Here is a 23,900-nt window from a genome sequence, read left to right on the forward strand (position 1 = left end):
CCGCATGTTCCAGTCGAAGATCGACACGCCCCCGCGCCGGGCGGCCGGAGCCACCACGGCCCGGGCCGTCGAGGCCCGGGCCGCCACGGTTCGCGCCGCCGTGTCCGCGCGCACGCCGTGGTCCGCGGGCACGCGGCGGGATTCGCTCTTCCTGGCTGCCGGCCTTCCGTTCGGCCTGCCCTGCATGATCGTCCTCAACCTTCCGGGCGGCGCCCTGCTGCCGGGGCTGGCCCTGCTCGTGGTCCTCTTCGACCTGCTGACGGTCGCCCAGCGCAGCCGGGTCCGCGCCCTGCGCGGGCTGGAGATCCCGGGCCGGGTCCCGCCGGGCGCGCCGTGGCTGGTCCGACTCCTCGCGGGGCTGACGTGGCGCCAGGCCGCCCACCACCTGCTGGTGGCCCCGTTGCAGACCATGTGCGCCGCCCTGGTGCTCGGCCTCTGGGGAACGTCGGCCGTGCTGCTCGGCTTCTTCGGCTGGGTGTGGTTGCTGCCGCCCGACAACCCGCTGCAGGCCGGGCCGGGCTGGGCCGTCACGGGCACCGCCGCGACCGTCGGCGGCCTGCTCCTGCTCGTCGCCACGCCCTGGCTGGTCGCCCTGCTCGCCGCTGTCGACCTGTGGGCGGTCCGGATCCTGCTCGGCCCCAACCGGGCGGAGGTGCTGGAGCTCCGCGTTGAGCACCTGGCCCGGAGCCGGGTCGACGTGGTGGACGCGGCCGACGCCGAACGGCGCCGCATCGAAAGGGACTTGCACGACGGCGCCCAGCAGCGCCTGGTCTCCCTGGCGATGAACCTGGGCCTGGCCCGGCGCACCCTCAAGCACCTCCCGCCCGAGGCCATGGAGGTGATCGTCGCCGCGCACGAGGAGGCCCAGGCCGCCATCAAGGAACTGCACGACCTGGTCCGCGGCCTGCACCCGGCGGTGCTGGAGGACCGCGGGCTCGACGCGGCGCTCTCCGGCATCGCCGCCCGCAGCCCCGTCCCCGTGCACCTCACGGTCGACCTGCCGGGCCGCATAGCGCCCACCGTGGAGGCGGTCGCCTACTTCACGGTCTCCGAGGCGCTGGCCAACGCCGCCAAGCACTCCCGGGCCTCCCGGGTCGACCTCGCCCTGCACCGGGCGGCCGACCGGCTGCGCATCACCATCACCGACGACGGCATCGGCGGGGCGGACGCCGGCCGTGGCAGCGGCCTCGCCGGCCTGCGCAAACGCGCCGCCTCGGTCGACGGATCGTTCGCCATCACCAGCCCCCGCGGGGGCCCGACCACCATCACCATGGAGCTGCCATGCGAGCTGTGATCGCCGAGGACTCGGTCCTCCTGAGGATCGGCATCGTCAAGGTGCTGGAGAGCGAGGGCTACGAGGTCGCCGCCGCGGTGGGGGACGCCGAGGCGCTGCTCGCCGCCGTCGAGGAGCACCGCCCGCAGATCGTCGTCGCGGACGTCCGGATGCCCCCGGGGTTCACGGACGAGGGCGTCCGGGCCGCGCTGATGATCCGCCAGCAGTGGCCCGACACCGCGGTCGTCCTGCTCTCCCAGTTCGTCGAGGAGCGCTACGCGGCGGACTTGCTGGCCAAGAACACCAGCGGCGTCGGCTACCTGCTCAAACAGCGGGTGGCGAACGTGGACGAGTTCGTGGAGGCGCTGCAGCGGGTGGCCGGGGGCGGCACCGCCCTCGACCCCGAGGTGGTCGCCCAACTGCTGCTGCGCCGCGACCGCGATCCGCTGCACCGGCTGACGCCCCGCGAGCGGGACGTGTTGGCGCTGATGGCCGAGGGCCGCTCGAACACCGCGATCGCCGAATCCCTGGTGGTCAGCGACAGCGCCGTCTCCAAGCACATCAACTCCATCCTCACCAAGCTCGACCTGCCACCCGCCGAGGACACCCACCGGCGGGTGCTCGCGGTGCTGCGCTTCCTGGAGGTCAGCCAATGACGCGACCCGCCCCGCCGGAGCCGCCGACGGTTCCCGCGCCGGGCCGACTCGCCCGTCGGCTGCCGGCCCCGTGGCCGCCGGGCCCGCCCGCCGAACCGAGCCCCGGCGAGCGCCGGGCCTGGCGGCTCATCGGCGCGCTCGCCCTGGTCTGCGTCCTCCTGGCGGGCGTCGCCGTCACGGGGGCGGCCCTCATCCAGCGGGACACCGCCCGGGAGCGGACGTACTTCGAGGCGATCGGCCAGCTCGACATCGACTCCGGCCCGGCCCACGTCACCGTCCGGGCCGGCGGCACCGATCGGGTGGTGCTGGTCGAACAGCTCGGCTGGGCCCTGCGCAGGCCCACGGTCAACGTACGGATCGCCGCGGGCCGGATGTCGATCTCCGTCGACTGCCCGGAGGCCCGGTTCACGGGCGGCTGCCCGGTCTCCCTGGCCGTCCAGGTCCCGCCGTCGACCATGGTCCACGCCCGCAACGGCTCCGGGCGGACGGAGATCGAAGGCGTGGCGGGCAGCGTCTCGGCGGAGACCGGCAGCGGCCAGGTCCAGCTGACCGGGATCAGCGGGCCGATCTGGGCGAAGAGCGGCTCCGGGCAGATCATCGGCACGGGGCTGAGCGCGCCCGAGGCCCAGCTGTCCGCCGCCTCCGGACAGGTCACCCTGCAGTACGACCGCCCACCGGACTTGGTCGCCACCCGCCTCGCCTCGGGAAACCTGCTCCTGCAACTGCCGGACGACCGCAGCCGGTACCGGATCGACCTCAGCAGCGACGGCGGCAGCCAGACGATCGACCGGTCCCTCCAGGACCTCGACTCGCCACGACTGCTCGACGTCATCTCCGCCTCCGGCACCGTCACCATCAACCGGTCCGGAAAGCCCTGACCGCCCCGGCCACCCCGGGCCGGGCCGCCGCGGTCCTGACCGCCCCGGCCGCCCCTGCCCGGCGGCCGTCACAGCCGTGGCACCCGCTGCCCGACCGCCCCGGCTCGGGCCCCGGCCCGGCGGGTTCCGCGGGTGGGAGAGAATGGAGAGTCCGGAAGCCCGCCGTTGGGGCCCTACCCGTATGAGGATCCGCCGCGCATGACCACCACGCCCGACACCGTCCAGGCCGCCCCGGCAGCATCCGGCACCCCGGAGTTCGCCCCGTTGAACATCGGGCCGATGCAGGTCTGGCCCCCGGTGGTGCTGGCGCCGATGGCCGGCATCACCAACGCCCCCTTCCGCACCCTGTGCCGGGAGCAGAGCGGCGGCCGCGGCCTGTACGTCTCCGAGATGATCACCACCCGTGCCCTGGTCGAGCGCAACGCCAAGACCATGCAGCTGATCAGGTTCGACCCGAGCGAGAAGCCGCGCTCGATCCAGCTGTACGGGGTGGACCCGGAGACCGTCGGCAAGGCGGCCCGGATGATCTCCGCGGAGGGCCTCGCCGACCACATCGACCTCAACTTCGGCTGCCCCGTCCCCAAGGTGACCCGCAAGGGCGGCGGCTCCGCGCTGCCGTACAAGCGCAACCTGCTGCGCGAGATCCTGCGCCAGGCGGTCTCCAACGCGGGCGACCTGCCCGTCACCATGAAGATGCGCAAAGGCATCGACGACGGTCACCTGACCTACCTGGACGCCGGACGGATCGGGGCGGAGGAGGGCGTCTCCGCGATCGCCCTGCACGGCCGCACCGCGGCCCAGCACTACGGCGGCACGGCGGACTGGTCGGCCATCGCCCGGCTCCGCGAGTCCGTCCCGGCCGGCATCCCGGTGCTCGGCAACGGAGACATCTGGTCCGCGGACGACGCGGTGCGGATGATGCGCGAGACCGGTTGCGACGGCGTGGTCGTCGGCCGCGGTTGCCTGGGCCGGCCCTGGCTGTTCAAGGACCTGGTGTCGATCTTCGAGGGCGACGTCGACTACGCCCGCCCCACCTTCGGGTACGTGGCCCGCGCGATGGTGCGGCACGCCCAACTGCTGGGGGAGTGGCTCGGTGACGAGGCCCGCGGTGTCATCGACTTCCGCAAGCACGTCGCCTGGTACACCAAGGGCTTCTCGGTCGGCTCCGAGCTGCGGGTGAAGCTCGCCGGCTCCAGCTCGCTGGCCGAGCTGACCGAGACGCTCGCCCTGGTCGACCAGGAGCAGAGCTGGCCGATCGGCGCCGACGGCCCGCGCGGCCGGACCAGCGGCAACAACCGGGTGGTCCTGCCCGAAGGCTGGTTGGACGATCCGTACGAGTGTGCCCGGCTGAGCGAAGACGCCGAATCGGACACCTCTGGCGGATGATCTGTACTAACTGGCGGGGATGGTCCCGGCCTGAGTCTGGCCGGGGCGTCCCAGCCATGTTGTCCAAGCTGGACAACAGGGCTCCTTGAAGGCGAAATAGAGCAACATGGAGTGACAATTCCGTCGACGGAAAGCGACGATCGGCGTAGGTTCCCTAGGTCTGCCAGCTGAGATGCGCTCGTGATGCTGGCCACATATCGTGGCGAGTGACAGTCAGTCAGTCGACTTCGCCAAGGTGTACAAGTCCGGATCGCTTCCCGAACGGGCCCTCCGTGGATCGCCGCCGCTGGCTGCAGGAAATCAAGCCGGGGAAACGTGGCGGACCGAATGCCGTCACCGTGTGTCCGGTTCGTGTGAGCTGGACGTGGCCATGTGTTCAATTCTTGAACGATGGCTAGCGTCATCCGGACGATTTCAGCAACGCAGGCAAACGCCCACCCGGGCATTAGATCTGCTGGCCAATCGCCCGCTCCGCGGCTCGTACGGGCTCTTCACGCCCCTAGACGGCCTTCGAAATGGGTATGTTCTCCGGCGTCAGGGCAACCGTGTGCGAGGAGAGCGACCCGTGACGGCGCAGCAGAAGTTTGTTTACTCCTTCACCGAAGGAAACAAGGACCTCAAGGATCTTCTCGGCGGAAAGGGTGCGAACCTCGCCGAGATGACCAACCTGGGTCTCCCCGTCCCTCCGGGGTTCACCATCACCACCGACGCCTGCAAGGTCTTCCTGGAGACCGGCACCGAACCGGGCTCGCTGAACGAGGAGATCACCGGCCACCTGGCCGCCCTCGAGCAGCAGATGGGCAAGCAGCTCGGCCAGGCCGACGACCCCTTGCTGGTCTCGGTGCGTTCCGGCGCCAAGTTCTCGATGCCCGGAATGATGGACACCGTCCTGAACATCGGCCTCTCCGACGCCTCGGTGACCGGGCTCGCCGCCCAGTCCGGCAACGAGCGCTTCGCCTGGGACTCGTACCGCCGCCTGGTGCAGATGTTCGGCAAGACCGTGCTGGGCGTCGACGGCGAACTCTTCGAGGAGGCGCTGGACGAGACCAAGCACGCCAAGGGCACCGCCAACGACCTCGACCTCACCGCCGAGGACCTGCGGACGCTGGTCGCCACCTTCAAGGCGATCGTGCTGCGGGAGACCGGCCGGGAGTTCCCGCAGGACCCGCGCGAGCAGCTGGACCTGGCGATCCACGCGGTCTTCCACTCCTGGAACGGCGACCGGGCCCGCCTCTACCGCCGGCAGGAGCGCATCCCGAACGACCTGGGCACCGCGGTCAACGTCTGCACCATGGTGTTCGGCAACCTCGGCGAGGACTCGGGCACCGGTGTCGCCTTCACCCGCGACCCCTCCACCGGTACCCAGGGCGTCTACGGCGACTACCTGCAGAACGCCCAGGGCGAGGACGTGGTGGCGGGCATCCGCAACACCCTCCAGCTGGCCGACCTGGAGCAGCTCGACAAGAAGTCGTACGACGAGCTGATGTCCATCATGCAGACCCTGGAGAACCACTACCGGGACCTGTGCGACATCGAGTTCACCATCGAGCGCGGCAAGCTCTGGATGCTGCAGACCCGGGTCGGCAAGCGCACCGCCGCCGCCGCGTTCCGGATCGCCGTCCAGCTGGTCGACCAGGGCCTGATCGACCTGGACGAGGCGCTGCAGCGGGTCACCGGCGGCCAGCTCGCCCAGCTGATGTTCCCGCGCTTCGCGCCCACCTCCGAGACCAGGCCGGTCGCGTACGGCATCGCGGCCTCGCCCGGCGCGGCGGTCGGCAAGGTGGTCTTCGACTCGTACACCGCGGTGAAGTGGTCCCGCTCCGGCGAGCAGGTCATCCTGGTCCGCCGCGAGACCAACCCGGACGACCTCGAAGGCATGATCGCCGCCGAGGGCATCCTCACCTCGCGCGGCGGCAAGACCTCGCACGCGGCCGTGGTCGCCCGCGGCATGGGCAAGACCTGCGTCTGCGGCGCCGAGGAGCTCGAGGTCGACACCAAGAACCGCAAGTTCACCACCGCCGACGGCCAGGTCGTCCACGAGGGCGACGTGGTCTCCATCGACGGCGCCAACGGCAAGGTGTACCTGGGCGAGGTCCCGGTGCTGCCGTCCCCGGTGGTCGAGTACTTCGAGGGCACCATCCACGCCGGCGCCGACGTCCAGGGCGGGCTGGTCCAGGCCGTGCACCGGCTGATGGCGCACGCCGACGGCCGCCGCCGCCTCGCGGTGCGCGCCAACGCCGACAACGCCGAGGACGCGAACCGCGCCCGCCGGTACGGCGCCCAGGGCATCGGCCTGTGCCGCACCGAGCACATGTTCCTCGGCGAGGAGCGCCGCAAGGAGGTCGAGCACCTGATCCTGGCGGACAACGACAAGGACCGCGAGGCCGCGCTCTCCAGCCTGCTGCCGCTGCAGAAGGGCGACTTCCTGGAGCTGTTCCAGTCGATGGACGGGCTCCCGGTGACGGTCCGGCTGCTCGACCCGCCGCTGCACGAGTTCCTGCCCGACATCACCGAACTGTCGGTGCGCGTCGCCCTCGCCGAGGCCCGCAAGGACCCGAACGAGAACGACCTGCGGCTGCTCCAGGCCGTCCACCGGCTGCACGAGGCCAACCCGATGCTCGGCCTGCGCGGCGTGCGCCTCGGTCTGGTCATCCCCGGCCTGTTCGGCATGCAGGTCCGGGCGATCGCCGAGGCCGCGGCCGAGCGCAAGCTGGCCGGCGGCGACCCGCGCCCCGAGGTGATGATCCCGCTGGTCGGCACCGTCCAGGAGCTGGAGCTGGTCCGCGACGAGTGCGAGCGGGTGCTCGCCGAGGTCGCCGCCTCCACCGGCGTCAGCCTGGACATCAAGCTCGGCACCATGATCGAGCTGCCGCGCGCCGCCGTGACGGCCGGTCAGATCGCCGAGGCCGCCGACTTCTTCTCCTTCGGCACCAACGACCTGACCCAGACCGTGTGGGGCTTCTCCCGCGACGACGTCGAGGCGTCCTTCTTCACCTCCTACCTGGAGAAGGGCATCTTCGGGGTCAGCCCGTTCGAGACCATCGACCGCGACGGCGTCGGCGCCCTGGTCAAGAACGCCGCCCAGGCCGGCCGGGCCACCCGCCCCGACCTCAAGCTCGGCGTCTGCGGCGAGCACGGCGGCGACCCGGAGTCGGTGCACTTCTTCCACGAGGTGGGGCTGGACTACGTATCCTGCTCTCCCTTCCGGATTCCGGTGGCGCGCCTGGAGGCAGGCCGCGCCGCCATCGAGACGGCGGGAAGCGACTCGCGCTGACACGAAGCAGCGCGGTTCACTGACCGCACCCCTCCGAAGGGGAGGGGCGTACGGCGGAGCTCGGCGCAGGAGAGCCGCCGTACGGAGCAGCCGGGGCGGGAACGGACAACGGCGTCCGTCCCCGCCCCGGCGGCGTTTCCCGGTGCGACCGCCGACCGCCGACCGCCGGCCGTCCGCCGTCCGCCGTCCGTCTCCCGCCACCGTCCGCCCGCCGGGCGCGTGCCGTACCGCCGTCCGGGTGAGCCGGTGCGGCAGGCTGAGGGCATGAACAGCCGAAACCGCCTGATCAGCCTCGTCGCCGTGGTCCTCCTCGGTATCGCCGCCGGCGTCGCCGTCCTGCTGAACGGCGGGAACCACCCGGGCGGCGCGAGCAGCGCGCCGTCCCCGTCCGGCGCGTCCGCCACCACCGGCCGCGGCGCCGCGAGCGCGCCCAAGCCCTCGGCCCCTGCCAAGTCGCCCGCGCCCCAGGGAAACTGGGTGCCCACCAGCTCGGCGCTGGCCGACGTCTGCCGCAGCAAGCTGCCCGCGCAGGCCCTCGACACGCTCGGCCTGATCGCCCACGGCGGCCCCTACCCGTACCGTTCCGACGGCATCGTCTTCGAGAACAGGGAGAGCCGGCTGCCCCGTCAGAGCAGCGGCTACTACCACGAGTTCACCGTGGTCACGCCCGGGTCGGACGACCGCGGGACCAGGCGGATCGTCACCGGCGGCGTCGGCGAGCAGTACTGGACGGCCGACCACTACGCGACCTTCCAGGAGATCGATCCGCGGTGCTGAGCAGCCCGCTGACGGTCCGTCGACGGTCCGTCGGAAAATTACTTTCCCCTCCGGAAAGTATGTGCCAGAGTGGTAGCACTTGATCCGGCAGCGGGCCGGATCCGACGGCATGTCCGCTCGGGGGATCCGATGGTTGACGACAAGCAGCACGCGCACGAGCAGTCCGAGGAGCTCACGCCCGCGGAGGCACTGGCGCTCGCCGAGCGCGCGCAGGCCGCCGCCCGCCGCCCGGCGCCGATGCCCTGGTGGTACGGCCCCGGAGTGGGCGCGGCCCTCGCGGTCTACTGCGCGGCGATCGGGCAGAGCTTCCAGCGACAGGCGCAGTGGCTGATACCGCTGTGCGCGGCCGGCCTGATGGCGGTGCTGGCGGCGATAGTGCGGGTGGCCATGCGTTCCAGCGGCGTCGCCGCACGGCTGGAGAAGGTCAAGGTCCCGCCGAACGTCCTGCGGGCGCTCGGCCTGACGATCCTGGCCGCGGTGCTGGCCTGGCTCGTCACCTGGCTGGCCACCGACGACCAGGGGTGGGCCATGGCCGCTGCCGGCGTGGTCGCGGGCCTGGCCGTCTGGGGTGTCATCACGATGGCCAATCGAGAGGTCAAGGAGCAGAGCATGAGCAGCGAGCGGTGAACGGGCTCGACCCGATACTCCACCAGCCCACCAGGCTCACCGTCCTGGCCTTCCTCAGCGGGTGCCAGGAAGCCGAGTTCTCCGTCGTCCGCGACTACTGCCAGGTCTCGGACTCGGTGCTCAGCAAGACGGCGGCGGGCCTGGAGACGGCCGGCTACCTGCGGGCCCGCAAGGGCTACGTCGGCAAGCGGCCCCGTACCTGGCTCTCCGCGACGGCGCAGGGCCGTGCCGTGCTGGCCGCGCACCTCGGGGCGCTCCAGCAGATGGCCGCCGCCGCGGAGGCGGCCGGTTCCGCGTCCTCACCGGACGGGAGCGCGGACGGGGCCGGAGGCTGAGCCGGGGCGGAGGGCGGAGCGGGCCGACGCAGTGTCAGCAGGATCACACCCAGGAGCGGAGGTGGGCCGAACCCCGTGCTGTCCGCGCTCCTTGACAACTCGACAGAGTGCCGAGAAACCCCGGAGGAGAACCGGCCGGGGCGGCCGCACGACATCGCCGACGTCGCGCACCCGCCCCGGCCGGGACGAGCCTGACCGGAACGGACCGGTCGGCCGGCTCAGGCGGCCGGCATCAGGGAGTCACCGGTCATCGGATCGGCGACCAGGGGGCTGCCGTGTCTAAGGCACTCCTGGTTGAGCGGCGCCGGGTCCGGCGCGCTGGGCGAGGTCGCGGCGGCGATCCGCAGCTCGATGATGTCCCGGACGGCGGGCCACTCCTCGTCCAGGATCGAGTAGAACGCGGTGGACCGGACCACCCCGTCCAGACCGCGCGAGTGCGCCCGGCGGACGCCCTCGGAGGTGGCGCCCAGCCGCTCGATGGCGACCCGGGAACGGGTGTTGCGGGCATCGGCCCGCAGCGAGATCCGCTGCACCCGCCACACCTCGAAGGCGTGCCGCAGCATCAGCAGCTTCGCCTCCGTGTTGATGCCGGTGCCCTGCGCCCGCGGGGACAGCCAGGTGTTCCCGATCTCCGCGGCGTCCGGCACCGCCTCCAGCGGGTCGCCGTGCGGGACGCCCGGCGCGGGCGGCCAGACCAGCGGGCCCTGCCAGTAGTCGAGTTCCAGGAACCGGGTCGAGCCCACCACCCGGTTGTCGGCGGTGCTCACCGTGGCGAACGGCATCGACCGGCCCGCCGCCCGATCGGCGAGGGCACGCGCGATGTACTCCCGGGCGGCTTCCAGGCCGTGCGGAACGGGGGTGAAGGCGTAGGTCGTACGGTCCTCGGAGCCGGCCACGGCCAGGGCCGCGGCGTGGTGCTCGGCGAGGGGCTCCAGCCGCACGGTGCGGCCGTAGAGGGTGACGGGTACGGGCACGGATCCTTCGGTCCTTCGGCGGTCGTCGGGGCCCGCGCACCGGGTTCGCGGTGAACGGGCAGTGGTCGTATCGCCCCGGCCCCGGGGGAACGGCCGCCCGGGGGCGCTACGCCAGAGGCTCGGGCGTGCGGCGGGACGGCAGCCCGGAGGCGGGCAGCGCGGTGCCGGTACGGACACGGGTCGACGGACCGATCCGGCGGGATGAGCGACGGGACAGTGTGCGTCCGCGAGATGGCCGAGAGAGAAACGAGATCACGAAGCGAAGCAGGCGGCCAGGTGAAGGCAAGGTGCGCGTTGGATGGCTGGCATCGCAACGGACCGGGGCGTGGCCCACGACGTGACAGACGGCGTGGCGCGACGACGCGACGATGCGAGGCAGCGAGAGGACGATACCCGCCCGGAGGCGGTGCGTCACTTCGCGGCGCGCCAGCGGGGGCGTACGGCTCCCCCCGGCACGCCGGGGCGCTCCGCCGCCCGGTCGGCCGAGCCGGGCGCCACGCCCGCGACCAGGGGCTTTGCCCGGAGGTGAGAGGATTCCAGAGACGGCGTGAAGACTCGTGCGAGGGCGGGAATGTCGACGGGCCCCCGCACGCTGGACAGATCAGATCCGAAAGCATTCCGAGACGACGAGACGGAACGGGGATGGGTGCGCCGTGCGTGATCCCAAGGAGCTGTACGAGCTGGAGCCCCAGGGCGTGACCGCCCTGGCGGCGGCGCGGGCCGCCGCCGAGGCCGGTACCGGCCTGGTGCTGCTGTACCACCTCGAGGGCTTCATGGACGCCGGCGAGGCGGGCGGCCAGGTCGTGGCACACCTGCTCGAGCAGGGGTCCCCGCAGGTGGTGGCCAGGTTCGACCACGACCGGCTGGTCGACTACCGGGCCCGCCGTCCCGCGATGACCTTCGACCGCGAGAGCTGGACGGACTACGACCCGCCGGAGATCCTGCTCCAGCTGGTGCGCGACTCGGTGGGGGCGCCCTTCCTGGTGCTCTCCGGCCCCGAGCCGGACACCGAGTGGGAGCTCTTCGCGGCCGCCGTCGGCGACCTGGTGGAGCGGTTCGAGGTCCGGCTCGCGCTCTCCTTCCACGGCATCCCGATGGGCGTCCCGCACACCCGCCCGGTCGGCCTCACCCCGCACGGAAACCGGGTCGACCTGGCGGCCGGCCACCCCAAGTGGTTCGACCAGGCCCAGGTGCCCGGCAGCGCCCAGGCCCTGGTCGAGTACCGGCTCACCGAGGCCGGACAGGACGTGCTGGGCCTCGCCGCCCACGTGCCGCACTACATCGCCCGCTCGGCCTACCCGGCCGCCGCGGTGACGATCCTGGAGGCCGTCCAGTCCGCGACCGGCCTGGTCCTGCCCGGCAGCGAACTGCGCGCCCGGGTCAACGAGGTCTACGCCGAGATCGAGGACCAGCTCTCCCAGGGCGACGGCGAGTTGCGCTCGGCGATCCAGGGCATGGAGGGCCAGTACGACGCGGTCTCCGGCGCCGTCGACCGGGAGAGCCTGCTCGCCGAGTCCAGCGACCTCCCCTCGGCGGACGAACTCGGCCGGAGGTTCGAGGAGTTCCTGGCCGAGCACGAGCGCGGCGCCGAGTAGGTGCGCCACCGGAGGAGGGCCGCCGCGGCGGCCCTGATCGGGGCCGCCCTGATCGGCACCGCCGGGTGCGGCGCGGGGAAGGCATCCCCGGCCCCGCAGCCCGACCGGGCCTCGCCGACGCCCTCCACCACCCCGGTCACCGGCCCGTACGTCGCACTGGGCGACTCCTACACCGCCGGCCTGCGGATCCCGCCCCAGGGCGGAGCCCCGCAGGGCTGCGGCCGCTCGGGCGTCAACTACCCGTCCCTGGTGGCCCGGCAGCTCGACCTCAAGGACTTCACCGACGTCAGCTGCAGCGGCGCGCGCACCGGAGACCTGACGGCCGCCCAGCGCACCGACGACGGCACCAACCCGCCGCAGCTGGCCGCGCTCGGCGCGGCCACCCGGCTGGTGACGCTCGGGATCGGCGGCAACGACGCAGGCTTCCTCGACGTCCTGGGCCGCTGCGCGGTCGAGAACGTCCGGCACAGCCTGACCGGCCACGGCGACGCCGCGCCCTGCCGGGCGTACTACACGACCGGCGCCGGGCAGGGCGAGGTCCAGCGGCGGATGACGGACACCGGCGAGCGGCTCACCGCGGCGCTCGACGAGGTCAGACGGCGGGCCCCGCAGGCCAGGGTGCTGCTCGTCGGATACCCGGCCCTGCTGCCGCAGGACCCGACTCTCTGCGCCGAGACCCTGGGCGACGGGATCGCGGGCGCCGACATCGGCTTCGTCGTCGAACAGGAGCGGCAGCTGAACGCCATGCTCCGGCAGCGGGCCGAGGCCGCCGGGGCGGCCTTCGTCGACACCTACGCCCCGTCCACCGGGCACGACATGTGCGAGGCCGCCGGCACCCGCTGGATAGAGCCCCTCGCCGCCGGGCAGGGGCTGGCCCCGATCCACCCGAACGCCCAGGGGCAGCAGGGCATGGCCGCCGCCGTCCTGGCCGCGCTCGGGCAGCAGCACTGACCTCGCCCCCGTCGGCGGGACGACGGGGGCGAGGTCGGGGGACGAGACCTGGGGCGGGGTCAGCCGGGCGGCACGCCGGACCGGGCAGTCCGCCGGATCAGGCGGCGCGGACCGTGTGGACGGCGATCCGGACGTCCTCGTCGTCCAGGCACTCCCCGGTCACCAGGTCGAAGCGCTGCTTGAGCAGCGGCGAGGCCACGTAGATCCGGCCGTCCGCGGTGGAGCCCAGCAGGCCCCGGGAGAGGACGTACGCGCCGGTGAACGGGTCGCGGTTGTCGGAGGCGTAGAGGCGGTCGTTGCCGTCGCGGAACACGGCCACCTGGCGGCCGTCCGGCAGCAGGACGGCGATGCCGCGGCCGGGCACCAGCAGGTCCCAGTCGCAGACCGGGGACCAGCCGGAGGCGGAGAGCAGTTCGATCCGGGTGGCAGAGGCGGTGGCGGTCATCGGGCTTCCTCCAGGATGCGGGCGGCCGGGAACGGGGAGCGGTCGGAGTCGAGGGCGGCGAGCAACTGCTCCGCGCTGGCCAGCAGCACCAGGTCGGGCTTGACCTGGTCGCGCTCGGGGACGAACCGGATGCTCGGGTCGGGCACTCCGGGGGCGTTGACGAAGGAGACGAACCGGCGCATCCGGTCGGGGTCGGCCAGGGTCGCCGCCCACTCGTCCTGGTAGTCGCCGATGTGGCGGGCCATCAGCGACTCCAGCTCGTCGGCGATGCCCAGCGAGTCCTCGACCACCACCTCGCGGACGTGCGCCAGGCCGCCCTCGATCCGCTCCAGCCAGGCGGAGGTGCGCTCCAGCCGGTCGGCGGTGCGGATGTAGAACATCAGGAACCGGTCGATCAGGCGGACCAGTTGCTCGTCGTCCAGGTCCTGGGCGAGCAGGTCGGCGTGCCGGGGCGTGGCACCGCCGTTGCCGCCGACGTACAGGTTCCAGCCGTTGGAGGTGGCGATGACGCCGAAGTCCTTGCCGCGGGCCTCGGCGCACTCGCGGGCGCAGCCGGAGACCGCCGACTTGAGCTTGTGCGGCGAGCGCAGGCCCCGGTAGCGCAGCTCCAGCTGGATCGCCATGGCGACCGAGTCCTGCACGCCGTAGCGGCACCAGGTGGAGCCGACGCAGGACTTCACGGTGCGCAGGGACTTCCCGTACGCGTGGCCGGACTCGAAGCCGGCCGCGACCAGTCGGCTCCAGATCATCGGCAGCTGGTCCACGCTGGCGCCGAACAGGTCGATCCGCTGACCGCCGGTGATCTTGGTGTAGAGGCCGAACTCCCGGGCCACCTCGCCGATCACGATCAGCTTGTCGGGGGTGATCTCGCCGCCGGGGATGCGCGGCACCACCGAGTAGGAGCCGTTCTTCTGCAGGTTCGCCAGGAAGTGGTCGTTGGTGTCCTGGAGGCCGCCCTGCTCGCCGTCCAGGATGTGCCCGGAGGCCTCCAGCTCGGGCGCCAGCGAGGCGATGATCGAGGCGACCGTCGGCTTGCAGACCTCGCAGCCCTCGGCACCCTCCGGCACCCGGCCGTGCTCGGCGAGCAGCTGGCGGTGGGTGGCGACCCGCTTGACCCGGACGATCTCGTAGAGCTCGGCGCGGGTGTGGGCGAAGCACGGGCACAGCCCGCGGTCGACCTCGACGCCGCCGGCCTCCAGCTCGTCCGTGACGATCGTGCCGAGCAGTTTCACGCAGGAGCCGCAGTTGGTGCCCGCCCGGGTGCACTTCTTCACCTCGGGGACGGTGGTGCACTCGTGATCGGTGACCGCCGCCCGGATCGCGCCCTTGGTGACGTTGTTGCAGCTGCAGATCACCGCGTCGTCGGGCAGCGCGGAACTGCCGAGCGAGACGGCGGTGTCCGCACCGGCCGGCAGCACCAGCGACTCGGCGGGGACGGGCAGCGGCCGCCCGGTGCCCGCCAGCGGGCGGAGCGTGGCGTAGGCCGAGGCGTCGCCGACCAGGATGCCGCCGAGCAGCGCCCCCTCGCCGGTCACCACCAGCTTCTTGTAGACGCCGGAACGGGAGTCGGAGTAGACCACGTCGAGCGAGCCGGGCGTCCGGCCGAAGGCGTCGCCGAAGCTGGCCACGTCGACGCCGAGCAGCTTGAGCTTGGTGGAGAGGTCCGCGCCGGTGAACGGCTGCGCGGCCTGCTCGGCGAGCTGCTGCGCCACCGAGACGGCCATCTCGTAGCCGGGGGCGACCAGGCCGTACACCCGGCCGTCCACCGCGAGGGCGCACTCGCCGATGGCGAAGACGTGCGGGTCGGAGGTCCGGCAGTGCTCGTCGACCGCGATGCCGCCGCGCTCACCGACCGTCAGACCGGCCTCGCGGGCCAGCTGGTCGCGGGGGCGGACCCCGGCGGAGAACACCACCAGGTCGGTCGCCAGCTCGGAGTCGTCGGTGAAGGACATGCCGACCGCGCGCCCCTCGGCGACGGTGATCGCCTTGGTGCCGACGCCGGTGTGCACCACCACGCCCATCGACTCGATGGTCCGCCGCAGCGCGGTGCCGCCCGCGTCGTCGACCTGGACGGGCATCAGGCGCGGCGCGAACTCCACCACGTGGGTCTCCAGGCCGAGGCCCTTCAGCGCACCCGCGGCCTCCAGCCCGAGCAGCCCGCCGCCGACCACCGCACCGACCCGGGCCCCGGCCGCGTAGGACTCGATCGCCTGCAGGTCCTCGATGGTGCGGTAGACGAAGCACCCCTCGGCGTCCCGGCCGTCCACCGGGGGAACGAAGGGGTAGGAGCCGGTGGCCAGCACCAGGGTGTCGTAGGAGAGGGTGCGCCCGGCGGCCGTGGTGACGGTCCGGGCCGCCGGGTCGAGCGAGACGGCGGGGGAGGAGAGGTGCACCTCGAACCCGTGCCGATCGGTGAAGCCCTCCTCGGCGAGCAGCAGGTCGTCCGCGCTCCGGCCGGAGAAGTAGGAGGTCAGGCCGACCCGGTCGTAGGCGGGCCGGGGCTCCTCGGCGAGGACGACGACCCGGTAGCGGGCGGCCGCCCCGGTGTCGGCCAGGGCTTCCAGGAAGCGGTGGCCGACCATGCCGTAGCCGACCAGGAGCAGTGTGGGCTTGGTGGTGGTCATCGGGAAGTCCCTCCGAGATCGCGCTCCGAACGGTGGCAGTCGGAGCTGGCGGGCCGACCTGGCGCCGGCGAACCGCGGTCGGCCCGCGGCGCGGCGCACCTCCGGTCCCGCCGGAGGCCCGACCGGGCGGGCCGTCGATGGCCCGCGACCCGGTCGCTGTCGTGGCACCGAGCATGCGCGGGGGGTGTTTCCCGACCGGTGCCGCGCTGTTTCACCGCCGGAACTTCGGCCTCAGCGACACCGGGCACCGGCTGTGAGAGCGGCCGGTCCCCGGCCCGGCCCGGGCCTCCCGGCGGGGCCCCCTTACCAGGTGGCGGGCCCGCGCGGGGCGGGACCGCCGATCCGGGACGCGATTCGCGGAGAACTCGGTACGACGGAGTACGGGAGTGCGTACCCTGCACGCAGGGGAGCGGATTCGAAGATCCGGTCCGAGTCCGGCCGGGAGCTGGCATGACAACAGACGTGCAGACGAGGGGCCGGGCGGCCCACTCCGCGGTGCTGCGCGAACTCCTGCTGCTCTGGGACGAGGCCCGCCGGGCCGGCGGCCGGACGATCACCCAGAAACGGTTGGCCCGGATCGGCGGCATCGGCCCGTCCACCCTGCACGGCTGGCTGTCCGGACGCTCGGTGCCCCGCGAGGCGGACCGACTCGCCCTGGTCGCCGGGGAGTTGGCCCGCGCCGTGGGCCGACCGGTGCGGCCCGCCCGTTACTGGGCCGCCCTGCTGGAGGCCGACCGCCTCCGGGCCCAGCTCACCCAGTCGCAGACCGACCGCCCGTCGCACGAGCCGACCGGCGGCACGCCCTGCCAGCCCGTACGGCGCTCGGTGACCGTCCGGGGCGCCGACGGTGCGGGCCACCGGGTCCGGTCGACGGTGGCCGTCGGCACCGGCGGCAGTGTTCGCCGGAGCGCGGGTGCAGGCACCGCGAGCGGCCCGGGCCCGGCCGGGACACGGCTGGTGAACCGCTACCGCTCGGCGCCACCGGCCGCCCGCGCAGTCGTCGACGCGGCGCTGGACGCGGTCCGCCTCGGCCACCACCCGGTCCTGTCGGCGGCGCTGCTGGCCGCGTCCGCCCCGCACTACCTGACGTCCCGCGAGCGCGACACCCTCCGCCCCGGCTGGGTGGCCGACGGGCTGGCCTACCTGCGCAAGGCGGTCCCCGGGACGGGCGCGCTCCTGACGACCGGCGACACCACCGGCAACCGGACCACCGACGGCCGGCCCGCCGCCGACCGGGCACCGTACGGCGTGGCGGCGACCCGCGGGGCGGAGACGGCCCGGACCGCGACGGCGGGCGGGCCCGAGGTGCGGATCGCCGAAGCCCTGGTGCGGCAACTGCGGCCGGAGCGGGAGGGACGCACCGTCCCGGCCGGGCTGTGGGAGTGCCTGGCCCGGTACGCCCACCCCGCCGACCGGTCCGCCCTCGCGCGGTCGGCGGCCACCCGGGGGCTCACCCGGATCGCGGTCGGCCTCTGCGCCTCGGCCGCCGAAGCGGGCGACCCCACCGCGCTGTCGGCCGGCGCCGACCTGCTCGCCGAAGCGGGCCGCACCGCCGAGGCCGCCGACTGGTACGGCGCGGCAGCCGACCGGGGCGTGCCGGAGGCGGCCGTCCGGGCGGCGGAACTGCTGGAACGGGACGGCCGGTTCGCCCAGGCCGTCGACTGGTACGACCGGGCCGCCCAGAACGGGGACGCCGACGCCCACTGCCGCGGCGCCGAACTGCTCGGCCGGCACGGCGAGATCGCACCGGCGCTGCACCGGTTCGAGGAGGCCGCCCGGTCCGGCCACCCCACCGCCCGCCACCGGGCCGGCCGCCTGCTCGTCGAACTCGGCCGCACCGAACAGGCGTTGGAGTGGTTCGAACGGGCCGCCGTCGACGGGCACCCCGAGGCCGCCGCCGACTGCGCCCGGCTCTGCGCCGCTGCCGGCCGGATCGACCGGGCGGTCGCCTGGTGGGAGCGGGCCTGGGCGATGGGAACGGCGGCCGGCGTCCACGAGGCGGCCCGCACGCTGGAGGCCGCCGGCCGGATAGACGAGGCCGCCGCCTGGTACGAGCGCGCGGCGGGGTCCGGCGACGAGAGCGCCTGGCACGAGGCCGCGGCCCTGCTCGCCCGGCACGGCCAGTACGGCAACCTGCCCTGGTACGCGCACATCGGCGACCCGCAGGCCCTGCGCGAACGCGCCGAGCAGTGCGAGCGGGACGGCGACCCGGACGGCGCGCTGGAGTGGTACCGGAAGGCGGCCGAAGCCGGCTGCGAGGCCGCCCTCTTCCAGGCCGCCGACCTGCTCGAGCGGCGCGGCGACCGCACCCGCGCCGTCCGCTGGTACGAACGCGCCGCCGCCCGCGGCGACGTCTACGCGATGCGCGAACTCGGCCGTCTGCTGGGCGAACTGGGCCGCGCCCGGGAGTCCGCCGGCTGGTACCGGCGCGCCCTCGCGGCCGGCGGCCGTCCCGCGGTACCCGCTCCGGCCGCCACCGCTCCGCTCGCCCCGGGCCTCGGCCGGTTCGCACCGCAGCCGCCCGCACCCACCGGCCCGGCGCCGCACCCGGTACCGGCCACCCGCGGTCAGGCCGACCCCGGCCGACCCGGCGCCGGCCCGGGCGCACCGGTGCCCGCCCCCGCCGACCGGCCCGGGCCGGTGCGGCTGGACGAGGCGGTGGAACTGCTCAAGGAGGCCGGCCGGTTCTTCGAGGCGACCCTGCTGCTGCGCTCCACCGACCGCCCGGAGCCGGAGCGGCTGCGCGAGGCGTCCCGGATGCTGTCCGGCGCGACCTGCGAGGACCGGGCCGTCGCCTGGGTGCAGCGGTTCGCCGACAGCGGCGACCGACCGGCCGTCCGGGAGGCCGCCGAGATGCTGGAGAGCCGGGGCCGGATCGACGAGGCGCTCACCTGGTACGGGAGGGCGGCGGACGAGGGCGACCGGGACGCCCTGCTCGCGGCGGCCCGGATGCTCGCCGAGCGCCGCCGGCCGCAGCACGCCGTGGAGTGGTACCGCCGGGCCGCCGAGGCGGGCGACCCGCTGGCCCACCGGGAGGCGCTGATGCTGCTCGACGAGCAAGGGGAGCAGCCGACCCGCTCCGTCACCGGGACGGGTACGCCCACCACGGCGGCCACGCTGCGCGGCAACGGCTGGGAACCGGACGCCGTCCCCGCCGCACCGTGGTCGGCCGCCGTCCCCACCGCCCTCCCCCTCCCCGCCACGTCCACCGCACCCGCCACCTCCACCGCACCCGCCACCTCCACCGTACCCGCCGGGGCCGATCGACCCGGCACCGCACCGCCGCTCCCCGCGCGCGTCCCCCGGCAGCCCGGAGCGGCCAGGACGCCGGAAGCACCGGCCCGGGCAGAACGCTGCCCGTGAACCACCGGCCGTGAACCACCGCCCGTCAGCCGCGGATCGCACCCCGCAGGCCGTGAGCCGTACGGGCGCGCCACCAGCACCAGGGCCGGGTGGCGGGCCGCGCTCACCCCCGCGGGCCCTCCGGATGAGGGCGGGGAAACCGACCGTGACCGGCGGGCAACCGGGCCGAAACAGCGGTCCGGCAAGGTGGAGGTATGACCACCACACAGCTTCCCGGCCGTCTCGCCCCGCTGCGGGTGCTGCACGCGGCCCGCCGCCCGGCCCTGGTGCTGGTGGCGCACGGTTCGCACGACCCGGCCGCGTCCGCCGAACTCGGTCGGCTGCACGCCCGGCTGCGCCGGGCCCGCCCGGAGCTGGACATCCGGCTCGGACACCTCGGCCTGAACGACCCGCTGCTGCCCGGAGTGCTGGACGAGCTGAGCGGCCGGGTGGTCCTGGTGCCGCTGCTGCTCAGCCGCGGCTACCACAGCAAGACGGACATCCCCCGGACGCTGTCCGCCGCACCGCACCTGGCGGGGGAGTGCGCCCCGCCGCTCGGACCGGACCCGTTGCTCACCGAAGCCCTGGCCGACCGCCTCGAAGCGGCCGGCTGGCGGGGGGAGCCCGTGGTCCTGGCCGCCTCCGGCTCCCGGGACCAGGACGCCGCCCGGGACACCGGTACGCAGGCCGAACTGCTCGCGGCCCGCCTGGGCGTCACCGTCCGGCCGGGATACGTGGCGGCGGGCGGCCCCAGCGTGGCCGCCCGGGTCGCCGAACTCACCGCCGAGGGCCACCCGCGGGTCGCCGTCGCCTCCTACTTCACCGCACCGGGGGACTTCGCCCGTCTGGCCGCCGCAGCCGGCGGAGCCCTGACCTCCGCCCCGCTCGGCGACCACCCCGCCCTGGCCCGGCTGGTCCTGGAGCGCTACCAGTCCTGCGTCAGCCGCCCCGCCCGACTGGCAGGCTGACCCCCGCCGCCACCCACCACACCCTCACCGGCACCACCAGCACCGCTGGCACCAGCATCATCAGCACTACCGGCATCACCGGCACCGCCACCGACCGGCCACCACCGGGCCGCCTCCGGCCCGTTCCGCCCCCTCAGCCCGCGTCGAGCGCGCACGCCCCGCCACCGGCCGCGGCGCCCTTCCCGGCAACCCGGCCCTTGCCGACTGCTACCCCGCCCTTCCCGGGCGCTCCGCCCTTCCCTGCCGCCCCGCCCACCGCGGCCCGCATCGCCACCGGCGGCAGCGCCGCGCTGCCGCCGACCGGCGCCCGGCGCTCGGTGGGCAGGTCGCGGACGCGGCGCATCGGCGAGCACCAGAGGATCAGCGCGGCCAGCGGCACGCCGACGGTCATCAGCCACAACGCGGGCCGTACCCCGAGCTGGGTGCCGAGGACGCCGGCCAGCAGCGCGCCGAGCGGGATGGAACCGAAGTTGAGCACCGCGCTGCTGGCGGAGAGCCGGCCGAGCAGCTCCGGCGGGCAGTAGCGCTGCTGGAAGGTCGCCTTGATGACGTTCCCGGCGACCACCCCGCAGGAGGCGCCGAACCCGCCGACCAGGTACCAGGCCAGCCCGGCGCCGCGGCCGGTCAGCGGGATCAGGACGGTCAGCGCGGGCAGGGCGAGCTCCAGCACCAGCATGGCCCGCGAGGTGCCGAGCCGGGCGGCGATCCGGCGGGCGGCGGCCGCGCCGACGATGCCGCCGGTGGAGGCCACCGCGACCAGCAGGCCGACGGTGCCCTCGCTCACGCCGACCTCGCGGATCAGGAAGACCACCAGCAGCGACTGGTAGCCCGTCAGGACCAGGTTGGAGGCGGCGCCGAACAGCGCGAAGGTGCGGAACCAGACGTCGGAGGCCAGCAGGCGCAGGCCCTCGCCGATCTCCTGCCGCAGCGCCCGGCGGGGCCGCTCGCTCCGGGCGGGCTCGCGGTGGCCGATCCGGACGGTGCACCAGAGCGAGAGCAGGAACGTCGCGGTGTTGGCCAGCAGCCCGTTGACCGGTCCGGCCAGTTGGGCGATCAGGCCGCCGCTGCCCAGCCCGGCGATGCCCGCGGCCGAGGCGCTGCCGTGCAGCTTGGCGTTGCCCTCGGACTGGTCGGCGGGGTCGAGCAGTTGCGGCAGGTACGCGGTGTACGCGGTCTGGAAGAACACTCCGGCGGCCCCGGCGAGCAGCGCGACGGCCAGCAGGTGCCAGAGCGTCAGCGCCCCGGCGAGCGCGGCCAGCGGGACGGTGGCGTACAGCAGCAGCGAGGCGGCGGTCGAGACCAGCATGATCGGGCGGCAGCGCAGCCGGTCCACCCACACCCCGGCGGGCAGGCCGATCAGCAGCCAGGGCAGCCAGCCGGCGGCGCCGAGCAGGGCTACCTGGAGGGTGCTCGCGTGCAGGGTGCTGACCGCGATCAGCGGCAGGGCCAGCCCGGTGACCGCGGAGCCGTACTTGTTGCCGGTCTCGCCGACCCACAGCATCCGGAAGTCGCGGTGCCGCCGCAGCAGCCCGGCGGGCGCGGCACCGGCGTCGGTCACGGGGCGGTCGTCGGGACGGCCGCCAGGGCGGTCGGCGGGCCCGCCGGCAGGACGGTCGTCAGGGCGGTCGGCGGGCCCACCGGCAGGACGGTCGTCAGGGCGGTCGGCGGAGGCGGGTGCGGTCATGGCCGGTCGGATTCCTTTCGGGGCAGCGCCTGGATCTGGACGATCATCGGCCGCGCCGCCGGGTCGGGGGCGGCGTCCGGATCGGGGGTGTGGCGGGCGACCACGGCGGCCAGGTCGTCGATGAGGGCCTGGAGTTGGGCGGGCGTCAGACGGAGGTTGCTCCAGTCGGAGACGCTGCCGGTGCCCCGCCACTCGCCCTCCCACTCGGCGGCCATCGAGTCGGCGACCCGCTGGAACTGCCGGCGCAGGTTCTCGGCCTGGTAGACCGAGAGCGCGGTTCGTGAGGCCGGGTCCTGGTCGAAGTCGGTGGCGGCCAGCACGATGGCGCCGGGCGCGGCGCGCCACCAGCGCTCCCGCTTGGTGCCGCGGCCGGGCTCCTCCTCGATGAAGCCGTGCTCGGCGAGGTGCCGCAGGTGCCAGCTGATGGTGCCGGTGGACTCGCCGGTGCGCTCGGACAGCCGGGCGGAGGTGGCGGGCCCGTTCAGCCGCAGCTCGTCCAGCAGCCGCATCCGCAGCGGGTGGGCGAGTCCGCGCAGCGAACCCGCGTCGAGCTTGCGGCGCGGCGCCCCGGCGGGTGCGGGTGCCTCGGCGGGTGCGGGTGCCTCGGTGGACGGGTCTTCGGGGCGGTGCTCGTTCATGGGCCCAGCGTAGGTTGCAGAGAACTCTCTGCATAGACCTCTTTGCAGAGAATCCTCTGCAATATTCGAACGGCCGCCCCCGCCACCACCCGCACCACCCCCCGCGCCACCGCCGCCCACCCGCCACTTCCCGTTCGCGCTCCCGTTCGCGCGGCGCAGGACCGAATGTCCGTCATCCGGCGTACGGTGACTGGCATATGAAGAACACCGCTCCGTACGATCCGCAGTCCGAGGCGCGCTGGGTGCCCGAGCCCGACAAGCGGCCCGGCCGCACCGCCTTCCAGCGCGACCGCGCCCGGGTGCTGCACTCCGCCGCACTGCGCCGGCTGGCCGGGACGACCCAGGTGGTCGCCCCGATGCGCAGCGACTTCCCGCGCACCCGGCTGACGCACTCGCTGGAGTGCGCGCAGGTCGGCCGCGAGCTGGGCGCGGCGCTCGGCTGCGATCCGGACCTGGTGGAGACCGCCTGCCTGGCCCACGACATCGGCCACCCGCCGTTCGGCCACACCGGCGAGGAGGCGCTCGACCAGGCGGCCCGGGCGTGCGGCGGCTTCGAGGGCAACGCGCAGTCGCTGCGCATCCTGACCAGGCTGGAGCCCAAGCGCTTCGCCCCGCTGGACGAGCCCGAGGTCCGGCTCGCCCCGTGGCCCGGCCGCAGCGTCGGCCTGAACCTGACCCGCGCCGCGCTGGACGCCGCGACCAAGTACCCGTGGCCGCGCGGGCAGCACCCCGCCGACCCCGGCTCCACCAAGTACGGCGTGTACGGGGACGACCTGCCGGTGTTCCGCTGGCTGCGCACCGGCGCGCCCGACGGCCGCAAGTGCTTCGAGGCCACCGTGATGGACTGGTCCGACGACGTCGCCTACTCCACCCACGACGTGGAGGACGGCCTGCAGGCCGGCCACGTCGACCCGGCCGCGCTGCGCTCCCCGCAGGAGCGCGCCGAACTGTTCCGGGCCGCCGAGCGGTTCGTCCCCGGAGCCGGGCCGGAGGAGTTCGGCGCGGCCCTCGACCGCCTGCAGGCCCAGGACTGGTGGCCGGCCGGCTACGACGGCACCGCCCGCGCCCGGGCCGGCCTGAAGGACCTCACCAGCCAGCTGATCGGCCGCTTCTGCCTGGCCGCCGAGCAGGCCACCCGGGCCCGCTACGGCCCCGGCCCGCTCACCCGGTACGCGGCCGAGTTGGTCGTCCCGCGCAGCGTCCGGCTGGAGTGCGCGGTGCTCAAGGCGGTCGCCGTCCGGTACGTGATGCAGCGCGACGAGCAGGCCCAACTCCGCTCCCGCCAGCGGGTGGTGATCGCCGAGCTGGCCGACGCCCTGATGGCCGACGCCCCGCACCAGCTGGACCCGGTGTTCGCCGCCCAGTACGCGGAGGCCGAGGACGACCGGGCCGCGCTGCGCACCGTGATCGACCAGATCGCCACCCTCACCGACGCCTCCGCCCTCGCCCTGCACGCGAAGCTGGTCGGCTAGG

The 23,900-nt window shown here is 74.3% G+C and carries 18 protein-coding genes; 13 read left to right on the forward strand and 5 right to left on the reverse strand.

All coding sequences use genetic code 11. The features are described from left to right. Positions 1–4: 4 nt before the first annotated feature. From EDD39_RS13195 to EDD39_RS13235, 8 genes are all read left to right on the forward strand, one after another. Entirely contained in the window at positions 5–1,294 is a 1,290-nt protein-coding gene (locus EDD39_RS13195) for a sensor histidine kinase (protein ID WP_123555786.1), read from the forward strand. After that, the gene (locus tag EDD39_RS13200) at positions 1,282–1,929 is read left to right on the forward strand and encodes a response regulator (protein ID WP_030906291.1); all 648 of its coding nucleotides are present in this window, start codon (positions 1,282–1,284) and stop codon (positions 1,927–1,929) included. The genes EDD39_RS13195 and EDD39_RS13200 overlap by 13 nt, the downstream gene beginning before the upstream one ends. Beyond that, positions 1,926–2,807: a DUF4097 family beta strand repeat-containing protein gene (locus EDD39_RS13210; protein WP_162870008.1), complete on the forward strand. Its 882-nt coding sequence runs from the start codon at positions 1,926–1,928 to the stop codon at positions 2,805–2,807. The genes EDD39_RS13200 and EDD39_RS13210 overlap by 4 nt, the downstream gene beginning before the upstream one ends. Before the next feature lie 279 nt (positions 2,808–3,086). Then, entirely contained in the window at positions 3,087–4,193 is a 1,107-nt protein-coding gene (dusB, locus tag EDD39_RS13215; protein WP_123560403.1) for a tRNA dihydrouridine synthase DusB, read from the forward strand. A gap of 565 nt (positions 4,194–4,758) precedes the next feature. Further along, on the forward strand, positions 4,759–7,467 hold the full coding sequence (ppdK, locus tag EDD39_RS13220; protein WP_123555790.1) for a pyruvate, phosphate dikinase: 2,709 nt from the start codon (positions 4,759–4,761) through the stop codon (positions 7,465–7,467). Between the two features lie 264 nt (positions 7,468–7,731). Continuing rightward, positions 7,732–8,244 (forward strand): ribonuclease, encoded by a 513-nt coding sequence (locus EDD39_RS13225; RefSeq protein WP_123555792.1) that lies wholly within the window; start codon positions 7,732–7,734, stop codon positions 8,242–8,244. Positions 8,245–8,373: 129 nt separating this feature from the next. Further along, positions 8,374–8,871 carry a hypothetical protein gene (locus EDD39_RS13230; RefSeq protein ID WP_123555793.1) on the forward strand — a complete coding sequence of 166 codons (498 nt, stop codon included), beginning with the start codon at positions 8,374–8,376 and terminating at the stop codon, positions 8,869–8,871. Continuing rightward, positions 8,868–9,206 (forward strand): transcriptional regulator, encoded by a 339-nt coding sequence (locus tag EDD39_RS13235; protein ID WP_123555795.1) that lies wholly within the window; start codon positions 8,868–8,870, stop codon positions 9,204–9,206. Before EDD39_RS13230 ends, EDD39_RS13235 begins: the two co-directional genes overlap by 4 nt. A gap of 218 nt (positions 9,207–9,424) precedes the next feature. Here the strand turns inward: EDD39_RS13235 and EDD39_RS13240 are convergent, their stop codons facing one another. Next, positions 9,425–10,180: a GNAT family N-acetyltransferase gene (locus EDD39_RS13240; RefSeq protein WP_030458600.1), complete on the reverse strand. Its 756-nt coding sequence runs from the start codon at positions 10,178–10,180 to the stop codon at positions 9,425–9,427. A 653-nt stretch (positions 10,181–10,833) separates the two neighbouring features. Here EDD39_RS13240 and EDD39_RS13245 point away from each other — a divergent pair. Continuing rightward, the gene (locus tag EDD39_RS13245) at positions 10,834–11,775 is read left to right on the forward strand and encodes a PAC2 family protein (protein WP_123555796.1); all 942 of its coding nucleotides are present in this window, start codon (positions 10,834–10,836) and stop codon (positions 11,773–11,775) included. Next, positions 11,776–12,726: an SGNH/GDSL hydrolase family protein gene (locus tag EDD39_RS13250; protein ID WP_123555798.1), complete on the forward strand. Its 951-nt coding sequence runs from the start codon at positions 11,776–11,778 to the stop codon at positions 12,724–12,726. A gap of 97 nt (positions 12,727–12,823) precedes the next feature. On the opposite strand, the gene nirD is transcribed toward EDD39_RS13250, so the two are convergent. Then, positions 12,824–13,171 carry a nitrite reductase small subunit NirD gene (gene nirD, locus EDD39_RS13255; protein ID WP_030906260.1) on the reverse strand — a complete coding sequence of 116 codons (348 nt, stop codon included), beginning with the start codon at positions 13,169–13,171 and terminating at the stop codon, positions 12,824–12,826. Further along, on the reverse strand, positions 13,168–15,795 hold the full coding sequence (gene nirB, locus EDD39_RS13260; protein ID WP_123555800.1) for a nitrite reductase large subunit NirB: 2,628 nt from the start codon (positions 15,793–15,795) through the stop codon (positions 13,168–13,170). Before nirB ends, nirD begins: the two co-directional genes overlap by 4 nt. 450 nt (positions 15,796–16,245) lie before the next feature. On the opposite strand from nirB, the gene EDD39_RS42040 reads away from it, so the two are divergent. Both EDD39_RS42040 and EDD39_RS13270 read left to right on the forward strand, forming a co-directional pair. Further along, positions 16,246–19,158 (forward strand): tetratricopeptide repeat protein, encoded by a 2,913-nt coding sequence (locus EDD39_RS42040; protein ID WP_148089433.1) that lies wholly within the window; start codon positions 16,246–16,248, stop codon positions 19,156–19,158. Between the two features lie 194 nt (positions 19,159–19,352). After that, positions 19,353–20,105 carry a sirohydrochlorin chelatase gene (locus EDD39_RS13270; protein WP_123555804.1) on the forward strand — a complete coding sequence of 251 codons (753 nt, stop codon included), beginning with the start codon at positions 19,353–19,355 and terminating at the stop codon, positions 20,103–20,105. Positions 20,106–20,238: 133 nt separating this feature from the next. Here EDD39_RS13270 and EDD39_RS13275 read toward each other — a convergent pair whose 3' ends face one another. Beyond that, entirely contained in the window at positions 20,239–21,606 is a 1,368-nt protein-coding gene (locus EDD39_RS13275; RefSeq protein WP_244257183.1) for an MFS transporter, read from the reverse strand. 179 nt (positions 21,607–21,785) lie between these two features. Continuing rightward, on the reverse strand, positions 21,786–22,427 hold the full coding sequence (locus tag EDD39_RS13280) for an ArsR/SmtB family transcription factor (protein ID WP_123555806.1): 642 nt from the start codon (positions 22,425–22,427) through the stop codon (positions 21,786–21,788). 197 nt (positions 22,428–22,624) lie between these two features. Between EDD39_RS13280 and EDD39_RS13285 the strand changes: the two genes are divergently transcribed. Then, positions 22,625–23,899, forward strand: coding sequence for a deoxyguanosinetriphosphate triphosphohydrolase (locus tag EDD39_RS13285; protein ID WP_123555808.1), 1,275 nt, complete (start codon positions 22,625–22,627; stop codon positions 23,897–23,899). Position 23,900: the final 1 nt, after the last annotated feature.

It is taken from the genome of Kitasatospora cineracea, assembly GCF_003751605.1.
GTDB classification, from domain to species: Bacteria; Actinomycetota; Actinomycetes; order Streptomycetales; family Streptomycetaceae; genus Kitasatospora; species Kitasatospora cineracea.